Source organism: Sphingobacterium puteale, assembly GCF_003627955.1.
Classification (GTDB): domain Bacteria; phylum Bacteroidota; class Bacteroidia; order Sphingobacteriales; family Sphingobacteriaceae; genus Sphingobacterium; species Sphingobacterium puteale.
The window spans coordinates 1-17140 of sequence record NZ_RBWS01000035.1; the positions used below are offsets into that span (position 1 = coordinate 1).

Here is a 17140-nt window from a genome sequence, read left to right on the forward strand (position 1 = left end):
AAAAATTAAAAAAATAATACTAAATGCTATTTTTACAGCATATTCGTATTTTGTAACCAACTGTTAATAGTAATATGATGGCAGACGACGAACTAGAGAATGTAGATCCAGACGACATTAGCGATTTACTCGTTAAAGTTGAAAGGTCATTTGACATGAAGTTTGAGAGCACCGAACTGATGCACATTATCACTTTTGGTGAACTATGTGATCAAATCGTCAATAAAATTCAACTAGCGCATTCGAACGACTGCACAAGCCAACAGGCTTTTTATAAGCTTCGTGAAGCAATGGCATCAACGTTTCAAATAGACCACAAAACAATCACAACCAGCTCTGCCCTCGTTGGCCTTCTGCCAAAACAAAGCAGATGTTCTCTGGTAAAAAAATTGGAAGTGCATCTGGGTTTTAAACTTCATATCTTACGCCCACCCTACTGGGCATCCGTGACATTTGGGATTTTACTAGTTACATCTTGCGCTGCACTATTCTTTAATTGGCAGATCGGACTTGCAGGACTTGCTTTTTCAAATGCCGGACTTTGGTTTGCAAAAAAATTCAGCAACATCCTCAACCTGCAAACAGTTGGACAATTAGCAAAAAAAATGACAAGTGAAAGTTATTTCAAATCTAGGCGCAACCCGAGCACTTTTAATAAAAGCGAAATTGAAAAAATACTGGTTGATTTATTCAGTAATGATTTAGGGATAGACAAAAGTAAACTAACAAGAGAGGCAAAACTCAGCTAAATCCCAAAGGAGGGTACAATATTTTCAACGCAATTACTGAATAACAGACGAAATTTAAAATAAGGCTATTCTCCCTGCATGGCCACTAGTTGCACAAAACTTTCTTTAAATTAGCTTTGTGGACAGAACAACAGATATAATTATTATTAAGTCAATTGACCAACTCCCATCAGTAGATGATATCAAATCTATTTCAAGAGAAAGAGTCCTAAAACTTGTTTTTAAAGGAAAGATTGACAAGCAGCGCGAACAAATTGGCCAATATCTTGATGATGCTCTTTCTGGTTTTCAAGTCTTGATCCATAAGATCGACCCTGAACTAAACATTGTAAAACTCATTACGGATAAAGAAATTGAAGATCATCAAACCTTTTTTGAGCAATGTGCAAAAGATTACAGGCAACTAGGCCAACAATTAGTGTTTATGCTGGTTGACAAACTTGATTTAAATTTAAACAAGGATTTTCCACTGGATACTTTTAATGAGTTAAAAAGGGACGAACGACAGATCGGAAAAGTTGCAGAATGGAAATATTTTGTCCATGGTTTTCATTGTGGTTTTCAAAATATAATAACCAGGCAATATATTGAGGTTCCTCTTGTTTTCGGGCTTGAGTTTGGGGATTTAGATCCGTATTTTTTTGTGAAGTTTGTCCTATCTTCACCAGACTATCACCCACCAATTCCCCTCTTCGAAGAATATGCTGACGGGTTAAGAATAATAGAAAAAATGGTCTCACTGGGAAAATTTGAAAAGATCCATTCGAATATCGGTGGTCACGATGGAACCGTTGTCACAGATAGAGAAAAAGTTGAAATTAAGTCCAACTTAGATTTAGAAAAAATATTCGTAAACCACATTGAGGAAATTGAGAAAAAATCCAAATTCAATCTCTGGAAATTTCTCAGCTTGAAAAAATAACACTTCTTTGATCAATCAATAGGGTATCCTACTATACTATTTTACCTTTCTATATTTAAAATTTTATCGGATATAATCAGACTATTGTTAATGGTGGTAGGTATACCCATAAGCTCATTTTGAAGTTTGTGAAGTCTTTTGGCTAGGTAGTGTAAATTGAACTGTGTCACATCACTCCTTTTAGGGTTCGTTCTCGGAGGCTGAAAGCCTCGAGAGCGAACCCTAAAAGGAGTTGCCGAAGGCTTTAATCCTGTCCCCAAATTTAATATGTAATTGTTGCATTGTCAATCCCCAATTCCGAATAGGCATGGTCCATTTTTTTGATATATCCTTGATGGTCAGGTAAACTAGCTTTAATAGAGCCTGATCGGATGTAAATGCTCCCTTGGTTTTTGTAATTTTTCTGACCTGCCGGTGCATCGCCTCGATGGCATTTGTCGTATAGATAGCTCTGCGGATATCGGGCGAATACTCAAAGTAAGTAGAGAGGTTCCCCCAATTATCCAGCCATCCTTTTACAGATAAGGGATATTTCTTGCCCCATTTCTCATCAAACTCCATTAGTTTTTCGTAACCCTGATCCTGACTATTTGCTTGATAGATAGGCTTTAAATCTGCAACAACGGCTTTTTTATCTTTTTCCGGAACATACCGCAGACTTGAGCGTATCTGGTGAACTATGCAAAGCTGTACCTGGGTTTTCGGATAAACAGCTTCGATAGCATCGGGAAAACCCTTTAATCCGTCGACGCACGCAACCAGAATATCTTCTACGCCGCGCTGCTTCAGATCGGTCAGTACCGAAAGCCAGAACTTGGCCCCTTCATTTTCCGAAAGATAAATGCCGATCAGGTCTTTACGACCATCCCTGTTTACCCCAAGTATATTGTACACCGCACGGGTCTGGACACTGCCATTGTCTTTAACTTTATAATGCATACAATCCAGAAAAACAAAGGGATATACCGATTCAAGCGGACGGTTTCGCCATTCGTTCAGGGCAGGGATAACCTTGTCGGTAATATTGGAGATCTCAGTAGCAGATATATCCATGGCGTACATCTCCTTAACATAACCCGAGATATCCCGCGTACTCATGCCCCTGGCATACATCGCTATAACGTTGCCTTCCAGTTCGTCAGTGATAATCAACTGTCGTTTAGGAACTATTTTTGGCTCGAATGTACCGTTTCGGTCCCGGCCGCGCTCCAGTTCAAAATGTCCTGATTGAAGGCTCCTGACCGTTTTTTTCGTCTTCCCATTTTTACGGTTGATCTCTCCGGAAGCTCTATTCTCCTGTAGGTGGTGGTCCAGCTCTCCCTCCAACATGCTTTCCAGAAGGTGTTTCAGCATCGGAGCAAAAACTCCGTCTGTACCGCCCATTTTCTTGCCATCATAAAGGCCTTTCATTGCTTCCTCTTTGAAGCTTTCGAAGTCAAAATTGTCTTTACTCATATTCTGTGTCTAAATATAGAAATTCTTTATTTGACACAGTTCAGTTTACACCCTCTTTGGCTATTTCCAATCGATCTGCTTTTGCTCTTACCAAAGTAAAAATTTCTGGAACATAACGTTGATATTCATCGCTTGGCGCAAGATCATTAAAACCAATGGGATCCCAATCAAACCAAAGGATGTCATTAATCTTTTTATAAAGAAAAAAGTCTCCAGCTGTTTTTAAATTTCTCCTAAGTTTTTTGTTGCGAATAAATAAAAGAATTGCAGATTTCACTTCTTGTTCAAGTCTATGATCTCCAAAATATGCCGTGATAGCTAAGGCCAAGCTCGCGATATAATGCCCACTGTCTTTGTCAAATGGAGCAGGTTCTCCAGAAGCATTATAAGTTACCTTGGCAACAATTTCGGCTAGCCTTAAATAGTTTTCTGGAGTATAATTTTTGTTTTCTAGGCCAAATACTCTGATTTCGCTAAATTGTTGGTGCGCCTCTTTCCATCGGTCTTTGTTATCGATGATTTGATATAACTCCAGAATCGACAAGGGGATTTGGTTAATATAGCTGTCAAAATGCGATAAAATAAATCCTGACCAACCTGGTCTAACCTCATTTGGAATATTTTCAAAAATCTGCTTTCCGATTTTGATGTCTGATCTTAAGTCGTTTTGCTGTCTTGTCATAAAATTACATCACAAGTTTCAACTCTAACCGTCCCCCCTGTGGACGTCATTTCTGACCATAGCCAATTAAAATACTCAATCACCTGCCGGGCAGGGATCATGGGCCTGTCAGCTGTGGTATGTCCATCGGCAGCTACAGTAATAGAATAGTCCTTAGTCAAGGCCGATTTTATGGTAGCATCCACACAAAAATCTGTGGCACATCCGGTCAAGATCAATTCCGTCACTCCGCTACTGGTCAATAACGTCTGAAGTTCTGTTTGATAAAACGAATCATTTGCTGTTTTAGAGACAAATATATCTGCGGGCCCTCTGATCAGCTCTGGTAACAACGACCAATCTTTTGTCCCGGGCAGAAAACAGTTTTCCTTTGTCCCATCATGCTGTATAAAAATAACCAAATCTCCGTTCTTTCTAAACGCCTCAGAAAGTCTGTTTATCCGATCAATAACAGCAAAGGTATCATACCGCAGCTCATAGGGTCTAAAACTCCCCAATTGCATATCTATTATTAGTAAGGCTCTCATTAACGCAAAATTATCGATTAATATAATATCTATACTCTTACTGAATCATTCCTGCAGCGGTATATTTATGAGGAGACGCTTTGTAGGTCGCCTCTGCAAATTCTAACGCATCAGCAACTGAAGAAAAAGTATGTATCACACCAAATGGCTCATCTGGATCAACCAACGAAAACGCATAGATGTCCAAGAAGTCTTTATTCCCCTCATCAAATGATTCGAAATAAACCACAGAATAGCTTTCGTCGCTTTCCTTATCAATGCTCAACCATCTGAGTATGGTATAATCTGCTTCCTGAACAACACCCAACCATTGCTCCACTGATTTTCCTAATCTCAATCTGGCTCTGATTTGTTCGTCCATTAAATACTCTGCCATAAAAATAACGTAATACATGAATTTAGTAAATTGCATTATGGAAAAGAAAACTTTTTGACATCATCTTTTAAATCATTCGTGTTATTTTATGAAAGTTTACTTCTTAATACCTTTTTTATTTCTTGTTATAGCTTGTCAAAGCACCACTAAAAAAGCACCTAAGGCAAGAATGCCAGAAAAACTCTTTGATTATTCTAAAGTTGAAAAAGACTATGAGGAAATACTAGAAGCGATACTTACATATAACTCTTATATCATTGGAACGATCAAGTCTGAAGAACCTAAGACGTATATCGAATCCATATTTACCAAAGATTCCATATGCACTGCGTATAAGGGGGATCATCCTCCGGGAGATGGAATAGGAATCAGGAAATTATTTCATCGTCTCGGCAGTAGCCAGCAGGACTCTATTAGTTTCCTAAATCAGACAAGAGACAGAGATACAGTCTATATTCCTCCGGCAATAACCCATAAATTTAGGGTCAAAGACAGCAATAAATTGATCGCTGAAGAACGTTTTTTCACAAAGATGGTTTTCCACTTACCGATCCTGACGCATGACCGCCAAAAAGCATTTGTATCCCTGGATCATATATGTGGTGGATGGTGCGGCGAAGGATGGTATTTTATTCTTGAAAGAACAAAAGGCAAATGGAAGGTGGTTAAATATGAGAGTACTTGGCAAGCTTAGTACGATCAAATAATCTTCCCTATCGACTGGTCATCCGTTCTCGAATCTGGATGATCAGTGGTATCAAAATCTCCAATATATCAACAAATTAGCAAAATAGCAATTAAGCCGCCGATAAAGCTAACAAGCAATAAAGCAAGCAGGCAATAAAGGATGCAAGAAAAGAAAAACTTTAAAAAAACTGGACTACTCCATTAACATTTGCTTATCCGATCAATGACACCTTTGGCGTCATATCGTAGTGTATAGGGCCTAAAAATGCCCAGTTGCATATCTATAATCAGTAAGGCTCTCATGGCGAACTAATATCAAAATAATTTCATAGATAAAGATAGTAAATGTTCATTATCCAACACCAATTGTCCGATAGTGGACATCATCAAAACACATAAGAACCTCATTAAAAACCAATTGAAAATATGGCAAGCCTATTGTCATTTATCCTGCAATACCAGTCCAAATAAGAATGAATATTCATATCCAACAATCCTAAAAACCAAAATGAAATATCTAATCATTATTTTCCTAACTGTAGTACTCCATCACAGCTTAATCGCACAAGAGGCTTCCCTAAAATCCTTTATCCAATCTTATGCTACAAAGAATAGCTTTGACGGAACCATATTGATCCAGCAGGATACTGCTATAATCTACCACGAAAGCTTTGGTATAGCGGATCGCAGATTTAATCTCCCGATAAACAAGGAAACTATTTATAATATTGCATCGATCACCAAGGCTTTTACAGCAGTTTTGATCCTTCAACTTGTAGAGCAAGGAAAGCTAGATTTAAATAAGCCTTTCAAAACTTATTTACCTGAATATCCAGATCAAGTGAGCCAAAAAGTCACAACAAATCAACTACTTAACCACAGCTCGGGAATTGTGCTCATTGATACAGTTTCAAGTGTAGAAAACGCGATGAAATACGGTCTGGGTATATTTCAGACACCACGCAATTCGGATCAGATGTTAAAAAGTTTTTGGGATAAACCGCTTGTGAATGAGCCCGGAACTAAATTTAATTACAATAATGCAGATTATATTATTTTGGGCAAGATCATTGAAAAAATCTATGGTAAAACTTACGAAGAAGTGCTCTCTGAAAAGATTTTAAAACCGCTGGGAACGCGCTGTTCGGGTCTGGCGCAGGAAAAAGATATTATCAAAAATCTAGCGAGTACTTATTTTAGGGACAATAACTCCACAGTTTTCATCAATAACATTCCCATGTTTATAGAAAACTGGTATGCCGCAGGTGCCATGTATTCTTCACCCGAAGATCTACTGAAATTCTCGAATGCATTGTTTGGGTTAAAATTAATAAGGAAAAAAAGCCTTGATTTAATGCTTACGCCCGGCCTCGATAATTATGGCTTTGGCGTATGGGTGAACGGTCAGGGAAATGACAGAAGAATGGAACGATATGGACAGATAATGGGCATTAATGCTGTATGGATGAAATTTTTGAATCGGCCTATTACCATTATTATTCTGAGCAATACGAATGTTGCTAATCTAGGTGAATTGGCTTTAGGAATTGAGGGGAAAATTCTTAAGTAATTGCCCTCTTCTGTGTTATCATGTGGTATAGAAGTATTTTTGAAGTATAGCATTTTAGCCCCAGAGGGCTAATGTATTTTCCCTTGCCTGCACAATAGTTTAAGGCATTTTGTATATAGGAATAATCATCGGAATCCGGCGGTTGTCCACCCGTCTCTATACCTTTTGCACCAAAATACTGGACATTCGCATTGCCAACAAAAGTATTAATCAAATTGACATCTCGTACTGTAATTACGCTGTCACCATAGTCTAGACCAGGATAGGTTGGAGAGATCTAATAAATAATTGGGAAAGATGGTGTATATAAGCGGCAGAGGGGAGATACCGAAAAGTCACTATCATAAGAAGAAGAAATAAGCATTTAGTGCTCTTTTATATTTGAATCCCTGCTTCAATACAATTTCAAAAAGGTTCATATAATGCATGAGATCATAAATATTCTACTCTTATTGCTGTATTTGTAATGACAAAGCAGTTAAAACCACAAGTTTGACGAAATGTGTAATAGAACAGGTTAGGCAATTTCATTGCCTCCATATTATCCTCAGCAATATAATTTTGCATGCGATTAAAATAGCTTAAATTGCTATTGAAAAACACTTCAAAGCTATTTCCGACTTCTATTACATTAAAGATATTGACAAAATCGAACTCCGAAAACTCCTGCCAGACGACATTTTCAAAGATCATCTTCTTAATTGGCGCTGTGCTTTCTGTGATATACTCGCCATAATATATTTCTGTAATCTTGTTTTGAAAATTCACACTTAGATTGTAAGCGAATAAATCCCCAAACTCTTCATTTAATTTAATGCCATCCATATTAATTAGATAGTTCTCATAAGAGGTGTTATTTTAAAAATGTGATCTTCATCGTGTTCATGATCCAATGACCAATAATCTATTAGTTCGACAAAATATCTTTTATCCTTTGATAACATCGCTCTAATTCTATCCCATCTATAATCTACAGATAGGTCATACTCATTTAGATAATCGTCATAGGACGCAACAATCAGAGACATTAATGCCATCCTTTCCTCAAATGCTAAATCATATTGATGATACAAATCAATAAATTCATTTATCCGCGAGGAGTCTGCCATTTCGATATCCCAGTCCTGCTCTGTCCCTGTGTAAGGCAGAGACAATTTTTTGCTAAGTGCTATGATTATGTCTTGCTTTAATATCATTCAGTTATATAGAAGTTTTATCAACTTGGTTATAGGATTGCCATCCTTCATAATCAAACACTGTTTTAACTGTACCTATTTTTGAGCAGGCTTTTTCAAAATACCCGTCATCCAATGCCTCCTGAATAGCTTTACGGATCGTCAAATGAGATAAATCCGGCACAATAATCATATCGGAAGCCCAGAAATAGGAAGCCTCGTCACGTCGCATTAACATTCCAATATTGTTTAACGTAAACAAAGTAGCAACATATACATCGTCATTACTCAGTATAATATGAATATCGATATTGTCATTGAAAATATCCTCTACTCGATGAGTAAAAAATAATTTGAACTGCATTTTTCGCATAATGATCATCGTCAATTTAACTATCAAAAAAATGAGGATTATTGTTCGCCTAATTTCAACAAATTATCAATTCAAGCCAAATTTAAAATAGAAGTGTTAGCAACATGATCATTCTACAACTCAACGATTAACGAGGTTGCAAATACCTTTAATTCAATCCCGCTATAAAAACCTATATAGTACAACGATCGCCCAAAGCCATCAAACTCAGATAGCGCAGTTTCATTTTCAAACCGACCTCGATACAATAGGTCAATAGTCTTAAATTCATTGGAAACATCCTCGTCAAGAACAAATAAGCATGTCTCCATGACAGCATCAATAAATACGAGATCAACTAGACCATAGTTAGCGTCAGTTGCCAGATTGATTCGTTTAAACGTAAGACGAAATTCGTTATATGCTGCCTTGTATACCAATCTAATGCAGTCATAGTCATTATGTAGATCAAGATAAATACCATCCAAATCTATAGCTACAATATCTTTAAATAATTCAGATTGTGGTAAACTAATCTTTCTCTTTATTCTTTCGCCAGCCATTTACTTACCGCTTTAATTGTTTGTATTCGATAAAATCTCGGTCACAATATGGACTAAGGTTTCAATTTTAAATTTAATTTCCATTTTTATCGATATTCAAGCCGATCTAGCGACTTCATATTTCCTGCTTTATTTCTATGGTAATAAACAACCATTTTTCGCCGAAAGAGCAAAACCCGTCTATCTTCCCACACAACAGGCCACACACACGAATGTTGTTTGATAGCTTTTAATAGGCCTATATGCTCAGGTTGTAGCGGCCCCAGGGATTCAAGCCCCGTGATCTGTCCATTTCCAAGGACAACAAATTGAACAGTGATTGAATCCAGACGCATTGCCCCCTTTAGTTTTCCTTTAGGCAGCCCCATAATGGCCGATAGTTTTTTCAGATAAACTTCCTCCCCTCCTAAAGGTCGGGGTTCTTCTTTCGCGCGATGGTAAATTTTCGTACCTATTGTATCAAAGTCAGCTAAATAACAGGGTGCAGCTGGATCGAAAGCACGTGGATACTTGAACATCAAATAGGTGTGCTTCGGTGAACGCCAGCCTTTTTCTGTAAAATAGCTCGACGGATAGCCTTTGTCCACTAAATGCACAAAATAGCGTTCTCCTTCGGCAAAGCGGACCCGATCGACCTTAATCTGCTGGATACCCCTGGGATCGATATAATACAACAAAAAATTATGATGAATGGTAACACCGGGATTCAACTGATTAAGATATCCACTATGCCAATGTACGGTGACATGCTCAATAGGCAAGCCCGTATATCTCCTGATAAGTTCTGGTAGGGCAATACGGTCAGCAAAAAAATCTTCTTCAGTATCTACATGGATAGAACCCCTGTAGGATATACCATCTATCAGCGTATCCTGTGCTGATCGACGGATCTGTTTATAGTATTTTGCCTTTGATGCCCGAATTGTATAAGGACTGACCTGTATCGTATTGATAAAATACGCCGGATCGTCGGCATACTGATCAGAAGGTGATGGCGGATACCAGGGAGTATGGAAATAGACAGCCCCCTGGTAACCATTTTTTGCTGTAGTCGAATAAGGTAATGCCCTACCCAGCACTGCTCCGGGATAATTGACTAAATCTTCATGTCTGATGGTTCCACCATTTAAGATAAATTCATAATTTTCAAACGCGCCATAACTTTTGGGAAATAATAGCGAACTATCCCGCCCACTGGTATTTACCTGTTGAGATAATGTCCTAGATGCTAATAGCATAAATATAAAAACAAACAGGTAATAGGTAAGGTATATTATCTTCATGGGTTGATTGTTAATTCTCTTATACTATATGGAATTCCAATATGATCCAGTGATCGAATATTTCCCCGAGAATCCGTGCTGTATAAAATTTTCATTTTCACCCAAGCATATACTGGACGTCCTCCCATTATTGCGGGTGACCAAATGCAAGCATTATTTTTGATCGCCTTTAGTATATCTCCATGGCAGGCTCTTTCGGGGCTTAGGCTTTGTAGTCTTGAAAGCATTCCATTTTTGAGCACAACAAATTGTACTGCGATTGAATCCTTTATCGCGGTAGGGGCTTTTTCTGTAGATAGTCCCATTGACGTAGCTAGTTTTTTCAAATAGACTTTATTACCCTTATAAGGCTGCGCAGAAATTTCGGTACTGGTAAAAATGGAATAACCGTCTTCATCAAAATCAGGCAAGTAACAGGGGGATATTGTATCAACGGCCAGTAGATCACTAAAAATTAAATTTGCCTTGGCATTAAGCCATTTATACGTATTATCGACGATATGAACAACATAACGTTCACCTTCCGCAAAACGGACATGATCAACTTCTATAGCACGAACCCCTAGTTTTATTTTCTGATCTATTTTGTCTATACTGAATGAATGGATTGGAAAACAGTCGTCGATAATAGTACCAATATCGTCTTCATCGGTGTAACGGTTACCTAGACCACGCCAATGGACAATGACCTTTTCGAGTGGCAAATGGGTATATTTTTCAATGAGTTCCGGCAGTAGAGTACGGTTCTCAAGAACATCCTCATCAGTGTCTATGTGAATGGAGCCTTTGTATAATTTACCGTCTATTGTTGTGTCACGTATCGTCTTGGATATTTTATTGAAGGCTTCTGCTTTGAGCAAACGAATACGATACGGGCTAACCTGTCTACCATTGAAAAAATAGGCCGGATCATCGGCATAACGAACAGGGGGAGCATAATATTCTTTGTTGTGGAAATAAACAGCTCCACTGTACGAGCGTCCTTCCAACCGGATTGGGTAAGGAAATACAGTATTCAATTTCGTGTCGGGATAATTGATCAAAGAATCCTGTTCAATGACATTTCCATTCAGTACAAACGCATAGTTTTCGAAGCGCCCATGTTTTGTTGGAAACAGACTGACACTGTCCAGATTGGCGGAATAGAGAGACTGTGCCGACGCCTGAACCTCGAATAGAAGAATAAAAACAAATAATATATAACTTTTCATTTTCTACATTTTCTAATCAAAAAATTATCGATTTATATAATCCCTATACTCTCCTTGAATCATTCCAGCAGCAGTCTACCGCCCCCCTCTGGTGTATCCCACACCAAATGGGAAATCAGCTTTATTTCCGCAGAGCGAAGTGTTCTTTTCATATTTCGCATAGTTCTATTGGCTTATCAAAGATTGATCTATATAAAGATCAATAATCACTTAAACAAATCAAACTTTTACTATATTTATTTGCCAAACCTTTTATGATGGACATACACAGTATAAATAGAGGATCCGGATATTATCGTATTTCGACAGGTTTTGAAGAGACAGACTTATGGGCTCCAACGGTGGATAGTGGTATAGCGAAAAATTGATATGATTCAAATTCGAACAGCGATTTTATTGGTATTTTTTCTACTGGAACTACCCTATGTATATCCGCAATCTAAAAAGATGGAGGATAATACAACGACAATTGATGTTCGCCAAGAAGCGTTGTCGAAAAAATTAGAATTGTCAGATCTAAAAAAGTCTAATCATGAATTGGCATTTCGATTTTGGGGTCACGGACAGGCAGTTGATATCACTGCAGACAGTACACGCATTATAGGTACGGTAACGAACTATATATACCATCAAAAAAAATCTGCTGATCACAGAACAGATACCTTATTCAATAAAGCTCCCCTTTCCCCCGATCAGGCAAAGACCGCTTATGAACTTTTTCTGAATCTTAAGTTGCTAAATATACCTGCAGGCGAAAAGATAAAGGGATGGAGCAAGGGGGCTGACGGTATAACTTATATCATAGAACAGGCAGACAAAGGGATTTACAGCACAAAAAGCTATTGGACACCCTCCATTCAACATGGGCTGCCAGAAGCAAGAGCAATTTCGGATTTCGTGAATAACTTATCGGATACGCTAAAACTAGAAGAAACCTTCAAGTCTTTCAAAAACAACTTACCCCATAAAGGGTGTTATCATACTGGTGGATTAGCATTAATGTGTTATGTTTCGAACAGCTTTTGGGCAGGCTATAGCGCCTCAACAAAACTCCCCTATGGTTTTTATACCGGTTATAATGCAGGATATATAGGAGGAACAAAAGTAAACATGGGAGCATCGCTGCAATATAATTTCAGCAGGAATGGATTCTATCATCTGAACACCGCCCTAGCTAAGAGTAAAATCTTTTATGATAAGGCTAATCTCACTGATTATATAGTCTATAGGTATCAGAAGAGAAAGATCAATATAAGAAATGCTAACGAAAAGTTTGAAAACCATCAACTCGTATATAGATTGCAGCTTAGAAACAATTTTAACGTTGGCGCCGGTATAGATTATCTGAGGAATGAAGGTAACGTAAGTGCTATCTACCTCTCTGCATCAAAAGGCTTGACAAAGCTTAATATCAATACCGCAATATCGGCTTCCTTTTTTGAAGGTCAGACCAATTATAAAATCGATCTGTCAAAGTCTATCTATTTTAACAGTAGATTTTTTGTGAAGGGGTTGTCGCTTGGTGTCAGCTATGAAGATTTTATGCGTTATAGAGATATGTATTTTAATCTTGCACTGTTGTTATAGAGATTATCAACGCTTTTTCATCCTCATTGTCAACCGCTCTTTTTTATTTGCTTTTTGCCTTTAATAGATGACTCAGGATAAAAAAAGTAAGTACAAACATAATTGCCTGAATGATAAATACTGGGTAAAGTAGATCTCCTTCGGCATAGCGATATACAAAGCTTATAATCGATACTGGAAACGTAAATACCGTACCGACAACAAACCATTCGTTATAAAACGGATCATCAGGAAAAATCGAACATACAGATAAAGTACCTATACCTACATACGCTAGAGCAATAAAAAATGGTAATCGCTGCTCTTTTAGATACTTTATCATAGGTCTGCAGTTATAAAAATGCTTCGCTTTTATTTGCGTACTAATTGTCTTTACACGAATCTTTTTAGCTTACTCAGTTATTTCCCTAGAATATCTTCCAGTTTTTTTAAAAGCTCCTCTCCCCTAAGATTAGTGGCTATAATCACGCCCTTCGGATCCAAAAGAAAATTTTAGGGAATTCCTCTCACATGATATAATTCAGCTACCTCACTTTGCCAGCCTTTAAGATCGGAAACCTGTTGCCATACCAATTGATCTTCTTTAATGGCTTTAAGCCATCTTTCTTTCGTAGTTTCATCATCCAAAGAAATCCCTAAAATTTCAAAATTTTTAGCTTTGAATTTTTGATAGGCTTTCACCACATAAGGATTTTCCTCTCTACACGGTCCGCACCAACTTGCCCAGAAGTCCAACAGCAGATATTTTCCTTTTAAACTGCCTAGGGATACAAAATTTCCGGATGTATCTTTAGCACTAAAATCAGGTGCTATTTTCCCAATTTGAACAGCGTTCATACGATCAATCTGCTTGCGAAACTCTTTACCATCGAATGTTTGTTTGATCCTATCATCCAAACTATCAAACAATTTTTCTATTTGTCTTAATTTTAATCGACGGGAGAATCTTTCCAGCGTATTTAAACTTGGGAGGCTTCCAGGATGGTTAATAATGTAATCAACGGCCAGATCCGTTTCGTCCTGTTCGAGTTTTTGATATTCAATACTATACTTATTCAGCTCAATACTATCTTGACTAGCAGAAGCTTTGAATTGATCATATCTTTCATACCATTTTTCCCATGCTAAATAGGCTGGCTCTAATATCCGTTTAAGTTTTTGAAAATCTTTGTCGATCGGAGAGCCTTCTATACGTGATTCATTCAGATTTTCATCCACAAAAATCTTAAAATTTACTGGCTCAATCGAAAAATCGAACTGATTTCCATTATCAGGATCCGCTGCGCCGTTTTCTTTTAGCTGAATATAGGCGTGAGTTCCATATACTGGAATACCTTTAAAATAGAAAGCTCCATTTTTAATAAGGGATGAATCCTGTTTAAAACCTTCCGTACTTTGATAGTTGAGATAAATATATTTATAGGCCGTCTCCTTGGCCAGCTTTCCTTCAATAGTAAAATAATTTTGTTGTCCATAAGACAATTGTCCGCTTAATAGCAAGGCTAAAGTGAGAAATGCTAATCTCATAAATTTATATGTTCAGGGGTATAGTTTAACTTAGATTTCGGATTAAATTCCAAAAGCGAAAATAGAAAATTTTTAATGATTTTTCTAGCATAATATATTTCCAGAAAACTATTAAAAACCGCTTTTGGACCTAAGCATTTCAACAGGGACGAAAAGAGAAGTCCTACCAAAAACACCCCTTGAATTAAACCCTAGATTCAAGCTTATAGCCCTTGCCTCGAACCACAATAATGTTGATATCGGGAACTGTTTCCAATTTTTTCCTGAGTTTCGAAATAAACATATCCAAACTGCGTCCCACAATCACCCCCTCATCTTCCCATATCTCTTTTTGCAACTGGCTCCTAGTAATTGTCTCATTAGGGGATAGAGCAAAAATATGCATTAGCCTTGCTTCGGTCCGAGTCAGATCTATACATTCATTATTTATCCTCAATTGCTTTTCATGGGGATCAAATTGGACCGAACCGAAATTGAATACCGCTGTAGGCTGATCGTCTTTGGCTGTTTTTTGTAGTGAACTTGGTCTAAAAAGAGCAAAACAGACAAAAGCCAATGCAGATAAACTCCCTAATATATACACTCCTTTCGTTGTACTCTTTTCTGCTTGTTTGAATTTGATTGCTATTATATAACATCCGCTAGTCTGCTCTCTTCCTAAGCAGGGTACAATATCATCTTCTTTTTCTCCAGCGATAGCAAATCCATAGGCTACAGCATTCGTTGCGCAGTTAAGAACATTGACAATATAATGGCGTGTAAAAGGATCTTCGGCCAACAGGTCTTTTGCCGTATTTAAGAGTGAATCAGGCTGAAAGGTAATATGCTGTTCAAATCTAATCCGATATTCATCTGGCGTAATCCGCTCTATAGGAAGTACCCTTGATGTACTATCTGCCGACTGTAAGAGCAGCTGGTGGCCAAGTTTACGGAGTAGAATTTCTGTTTTGGCTTCATCAAAGCTACTCCTCCCCTCCTTACTGAATGCTAGACCGATCAATGAGATAGATAGGAATAGGAATGTTAGTCCAATAATGTATCTACGTTTTCTATCTTGAAGATTTTTGAAATCAAATCGCATAAGCGGACATTATTTACAAAGTTTACAATTTAATTTACAATCCTGAACGGTCAACTATAAAGATATCAAAGTATTTTCGCTCAACCAACTTTGATAGCATATGAACAATGCAATAAACATTTCTATTTTACTGCTGCTCTCTTTTTTAATCAATTCCTGCAGCGATAATAACCATAAGCAACAGCGGTTAAACAATCCAAAAGTTTTATCCCATTATCCAAGCGCCGCACATGGCCCTAGTGGAATCGTCCGTACGGTAAAGCAAGACCGAAAGGGCAATATTTGGATTGCTTCATGGAAGGGCGTTTTCCGATACGATGGAAAATCGTTCAGCAATGTAACAGCTGAAGTCAGTACTGCCCGTTTTTTCGGAGTATTGGAAGATAAAAAAGGAAACTTTTGGTTGGCCTCGATCGGTTCAGGCGTGTATTATTATGATGGAAAATCCTTTCACAATTTTACAACAAAAGACGGCCTTGCAGGTAACCAGGTCACTGAAATCTATGCGGATAAGGCGGGTCATATTTGGTTCTGCACAGATGCTGGGGTGAGCCGCTATGATGGAAAGTCTTTTAAAAATTTTACAACAAAAGACGGACTTTCCAGCAACAGTGTCAACTCGATTACAGAGGACAAAACAGGAAAGCTATGGTTTGGGACAGCTGATTATGCCTGTGTCTATGATGGCAAAAAATATACGATCCTCAGGCATGAAGGTAAACCTTTCAAAAATGTCCGCTCTATAATAGCGGATAAAAATGGGAATATCTGGCTTGGAGGAAATGACGGACTATGGCGCTATGACGGTACTATATTTAGAAATTATACAAGTCAGTTTGTTGGCTATATCTACGAAGATAAAAATGGGAATATCTGGACTAGTTCGGATAGTGTTGTCAATAGGGATTTCAAACATGTCTCACAACCTCCCACCCAAACAAAAAGCTGGATTCTCTCCCGTTACAATTCTAAATCATTATCGGATCCCTCTACGCCTCCTGAGATAATCAGATCGGGGGAAGCCCTGATTTTTGGAATAACCGAAGCTAATGATGGCAGCATATGGTTTGGTACTTTAAATGGAGTGCATCGTTATAATGGAAATAGGTTTACGGACTTTAAAACGAAATAATGGGCAGAAGGGCAATAAGTTCCTATCATTTCGCTACTAGAGTAGCTACAAAAGACTAGTAACATAATCAAAAAATTGCTGCTTTCTTATTTAATAATTTACTTAAATGAATGGAAATACGATGCAACCTTTGTGTAATCTTAAATTAGTAGCAGCTTCCACAGACTTCCCTAGTCGTAGTCTAGTTTTGATTTAATCATCCATTAGATACTGAACGACAAATAATAACTTAATACATGAATATGGTGAATTGAATTATGG

19 protein-coding genes are annotated in these 17140 nt (G+C 37.7%); 6 read left to right on the plus strand and 13 right to left on the minus strand.

The window, feature by feature from the left end; genetic code table 11:
* The first annotated feature begins 74 nt into the window (after nt 1–74).
* Nucleotides 75–749, plus strand: coding sequence for a hypothetical protein (locus D7322_RS27685; protein WP_220700197.1), 675 nt, complete (start codon nt 75–77; stop codon nt 747–749).
* 118 nt (nt 750–867) lie between these two features.
* A complete protein-coding gene (locus D7322_RS27690) occupies nt 868–1671 on the plus strand; it encodes a DUF6896 domain-containing protein (RefSeq protein WP_183078873.1) in 804 nt (267 codons plus the stop codon).
* 222 nt (nt 1672–1893) lie between these two features.
* Here D7322_RS27690 and D7322_RS27695 read toward each other — a convergent pair whose 3' ends face one another.
* The 4 genes from D7322_RS27695 to D7322_RS27710 are packed head-to-tail and all read right to left on the minus strand — an operon-like array spanning nt 1894 to nt 4711.
* Complete coding sequence (locus D7322_RS27695; RefSeq protein ID WP_121127405.1) at nt 1894–3126, minus strand: IS256 family transposase; 1233 nt, start codon at nt 3124–3126, stop codon at nt 1894–1896.
* Between the two features lie 40 nt (nt 3127–3166).
* Nucleotides 3167–3808 (minus strand): hypothetical protein, encoded by a 642-nt coding sequence (locus tag D7322_RS27700; protein WP_121127406.1) that lies wholly within the window; start codon nt 3806–3808, stop codon nt 3167–3169.
* Nucleotides 3805–4335 (minus strand): cysteine hydrolase family protein, encoded by a 531-nt coding sequence (locus D7322_RS27705; protein ID WP_121127407.1) that lies wholly within the window; start codon nt 4333–4335, stop codon nt 3805–3807. The genes D7322_RS27700 and D7322_RS27705 overlap by 4 nt, the downstream gene beginning before the upstream one ends.
* 37 nt (nt 4336–4372) lie before the next feature.
* Nucleotides 4373–4711 (minus strand): hypothetical protein, encoded by a 339-nt coding sequence (locus D7322_RS27710; RefSeq protein WP_147430562.1) that lies wholly within the window; start codon nt 4709–4711, stop codon nt 4373–4375.
* Nucleotides 4712–4880: 169 nt separating this feature from the next.
* Here D7322_RS27710 and D7322_RS27715 point away from each other — a divergent pair, with 169 nt between their 5' ends.
* Nucleotides 4881–5405 (plus strand): hypothetical protein, encoded by a 525-nt coding sequence (locus tag D7322_RS27715; RefSeq protein WP_147430563.1) that lies wholly within the window; start codon nt 4881–4883, stop codon nt 5403–5405.
* 501 nt (nt 5406–5906) lie between these two features.
* Nucleotides 5907–6968 carry a serine hydrolase domain-containing protein gene (locus D7322_RS27720; RefSeq protein ID WP_147430564.1) on the plus strand — a complete coding sequence of 354 codons (1062 nt, stop codon included), beginning with the start codon at nt 5907–5909 and terminating at the stop codon, nt 6966–6968.
* Between the two features lie 432 nt (nt 6969–7400).
* Here the strand turns inward: D7322_RS27720 and D7322_RS27730 are convergent, their stop codons facing one another.
* The 6 genes from D7322_RS27730 to D7322_RS27755 form a co-directional block, all read right to left on the minus strand.
* Nucleotides 7401–7793 (minus strand): hypothetical protein, encoded by a 393-nt coding sequence (locus D7322_RS27730; RefSeq protein WP_121127412.1) that lies wholly within the window; start codon nt 7791–7793, stop codon nt 7401–7403.
* Nucleotides 7794–7798: 5 nt separating this feature from the next.
* Entirely contained in the window at nt 7799–8164 is a 366-nt protein-coding gene (locus D7322_RS27735; RefSeq protein ID WP_121127413.1) for a hypothetical protein, read from the minus strand.
* 4 nt (nt 8165–8168) lie between these two features.
* A complete protein-coding gene (locus D7322_RS27740; protein WP_183078874.1) occupies nt 8169–8516 on the minus strand; it encodes a hypothetical protein in 348 nt (115 codons plus the stop codon).
* A gap of 113 nt (nt 8517–8629) precedes the next feature.
* A complete protein-coding gene (locus D7322_RS27745) occupies nt 8630–9058 on the minus strand; it encodes a hypothetical protein (RefSeq protein ID WP_121127415.1) in 429 nt (142 codons plus the stop codon).
* Nucleotides 9059–9144: 86 nt separating this feature from the next.
* The gene (locus D7322_RS27750; RefSeq protein WP_121127416.1) at nt 9145–10341 is read right to left on the minus strand and encodes a hypothetical protein; all 1197 of its coding nucleotides are present in this window, start codon (nt 10339–10341) and stop codon (nt 9145–9147) included.
* On the minus strand, nt 10338–11552 hold the full coding sequence (locus D7322_RS27755; protein WP_121127417.1) for a hypothetical protein: 1215 nt from the start codon (nt 11550–11552) through the stop codon (nt 10338–10340). The genes D7322_RS27750 and D7322_RS27755 overlap by 4 nt, the downstream gene beginning before the upstream one ends.
* A 369-nt stretch (nt 11553–11921) precedes the next feature.
* Between D7322_RS27755 and D7322_RS27760 the strand changes: the two genes are divergently transcribed.
* Nucleotides 11922–13139 carry a hypothetical protein gene (locus D7322_RS27760; RefSeq protein WP_121127418.1) on the plus strand — a complete coding sequence of 406 codons (1218 nt, stop codon included), beginning with the start codon at nt 11922–11924 and terminating at the stop codon, nt 13137–13139.
* Between the two features lie 43 nt (nt 13140–13182).
* Here D7322_RS27760 and D7322_RS27765 read toward each other — a convergent pair whose 3' ends face one another.
* The 3 genes from D7322_RS27765 to D7322_RS27775 form a co-directional block, all read right to left on the minus strand.
* Nucleotides 13183–13461 (minus strand): hypothetical protein, encoded by a 279-nt coding sequence (locus tag D7322_RS27765; protein ID WP_121127419.1) that lies wholly within the window; start codon nt 13459–13461, stop codon nt 13183–13185.
* A 170-nt stretch (nt 13462–13631) separates the two neighbouring features.
* Nucleotides 13632–14666 (minus strand): TlpA disulfide reductase family protein, encoded by a 1035-nt coding sequence (locus tag D7322_RS27770; RefSeq protein WP_121127420.1) that lies wholly within the window; start codon nt 14664–14666, stop codon nt 13632–13634.
* A 184-nt stretch (nt 14667–14850) separates the two neighbouring features.
* Nucleotides 14851–15747 (minus strand): winged helix-turn-helix domain-containing protein, encoded by an 897-nt coding sequence (locus D7322_RS27775; protein ID WP_121127421.1) that lies wholly within the window; start codon nt 15745–15747, stop codon nt 14851–14853.
* 100 nt (nt 15748–15847) lie between these two features.
* Here D7322_RS27775 and D7322_RS27780 point away from each other — a divergent pair, with 100 nt between their 5' ends.
* Nucleotides 15848–16879: a ligand-binding sensor domain-containing protein gene (locus tag D7322_RS27780; protein ID WP_121127422.1), complete on the plus strand. Its 1032-nt coding sequence runs from the start codon at nt 15848–15850 to the stop codon at nt 16877–16879.
* Nucleotides 16880–17140: the final 261 nt, after the last annotated feature.

Excerpts from the sequence above, each read along its gene's own strand:
- D7322_RS27715 (WP_147430563.1), top strand. The coding sequence starts at position 4,881 with ATGCCAGAAAAACTCTTTGATTATTCTAAAGTTGAAAAAGACTATGAG.
- D7322_RS27685 (WP_220700197.1), top strand. The coding sequence starts at position 75 with ATGATGGCAGACGACGAACTAGAGAATGTAGATCCAGACGACATTAGC.
- D7322_RS27735 (WP_121127413.1), bottom strand. The coding sequence starts at position 8,164 with ATGATATTAAAGCAAGACATAATCATAGCACTTAGCAAAAAATTGTCT.
- D7322_RS27765 (WP_121127419.1), bottom strand. The coding sequence starts at position 13,461 with ATGATAAAGTATCTAAAAGAGCAGCGATTACCATTTTTTATTGCTCTA.
- D7322_RS27740 (WP_183078874.1), bottom strand. The coding sequence starts at position 8,516 with ATGCGAAAAATGCAGTTCAAATTATTTTTTACTCATCGAGTAGAGGAT.
- D7322_RS27760 (WP_121127418.1), top strand. The coding sequence starts at position 11,922 with ATGATTCAAATTCGAACAGCGATTTTATTGGTATTTTTTCTACTGGAA.
- D7322_RS27700 (WP_121127406.1), bottom strand. The coding sequence starts at position 3,808 with ATGACAAGACAGCAAAACGACTTAAGATCAGACATCAAAATCGGAAAG.
- D7322_RS27695 (WP_121127405.1), bottom strand. The coding sequence starts at position 3,126 with ATGAGTAAAGACAATTTTGACTTCGAAAGCTTCAAAGAGGAAGCAATG.
- D7322_RS27745 (WP_121127415.1), bottom strand. The coding sequence starts at position 9,058 with ATGGCTGGCGAAAGAATAAAGAGAAAGATTAGTTTACCACAATCTGAA.
- D7322_RS27710 (WP_147430562.1), bottom strand. The coding sequence starts at position 4,711 with ATGGCAGAGTATTTAATGGACGAACAAATCAGAGCCAGATTGAGATTA.
- D7322_RS27705 (WP_121127407.1), bottom strand. The coding sequence starts at position 4,335 with ATGAGAGCCTTACTAATAATAGATATGCAATTGGGGAGTTTTAGACCC.
- D7322_RS27730 (WP_121127412.1), bottom strand. The coding sequence starts at position 7,793 with ATGGATGGCATTAAATTAAATGAAGAGTTTGGGGATTTATTCGCTTAC.
- D7322_RS27720 (WP_147430564.1), top strand. The coding sequence starts at position 5,907 with ATGAAATATCTAATCATTATTTTCCTAACTGTAGTACTCCATCACAGC.
- D7322_RS27775 (WP_121127421.1), bottom strand. The coding sequence starts at position 15,747 with ATGCGATTTGATTTCAAAAATCTTCAAGATAGAAAACGTAGATACATT.
- D7322_RS27770 (WP_121127420.1), bottom strand. The coding sequence starts at position 14,666 with ATGAGATTAGCATTTCTCACTTTAGCCTTGCTATTAAGCGGACAATTG.
- D7322_RS27755 (WP_121127417.1), bottom strand. The coding sequence starts at position 11,552 with ATGAAAAGTTATATATTATTTGTTTTTATTCTTCTATTCGAGGTTCAG.
- D7322_RS27780 (WP_121127422.1), top strand. The coding sequence starts at position 15,848 with ATGAACAATGCAATAAACATTTCTATTTTACTGCTGCTCTCTTTTTTA.
- D7322_RS27750 (WP_121127416.1), bottom strand. The coding sequence starts at position 10,341 with ATGAAGATAATATACCTTACCTATTACCTGTTTGTTTTTATATTTATG.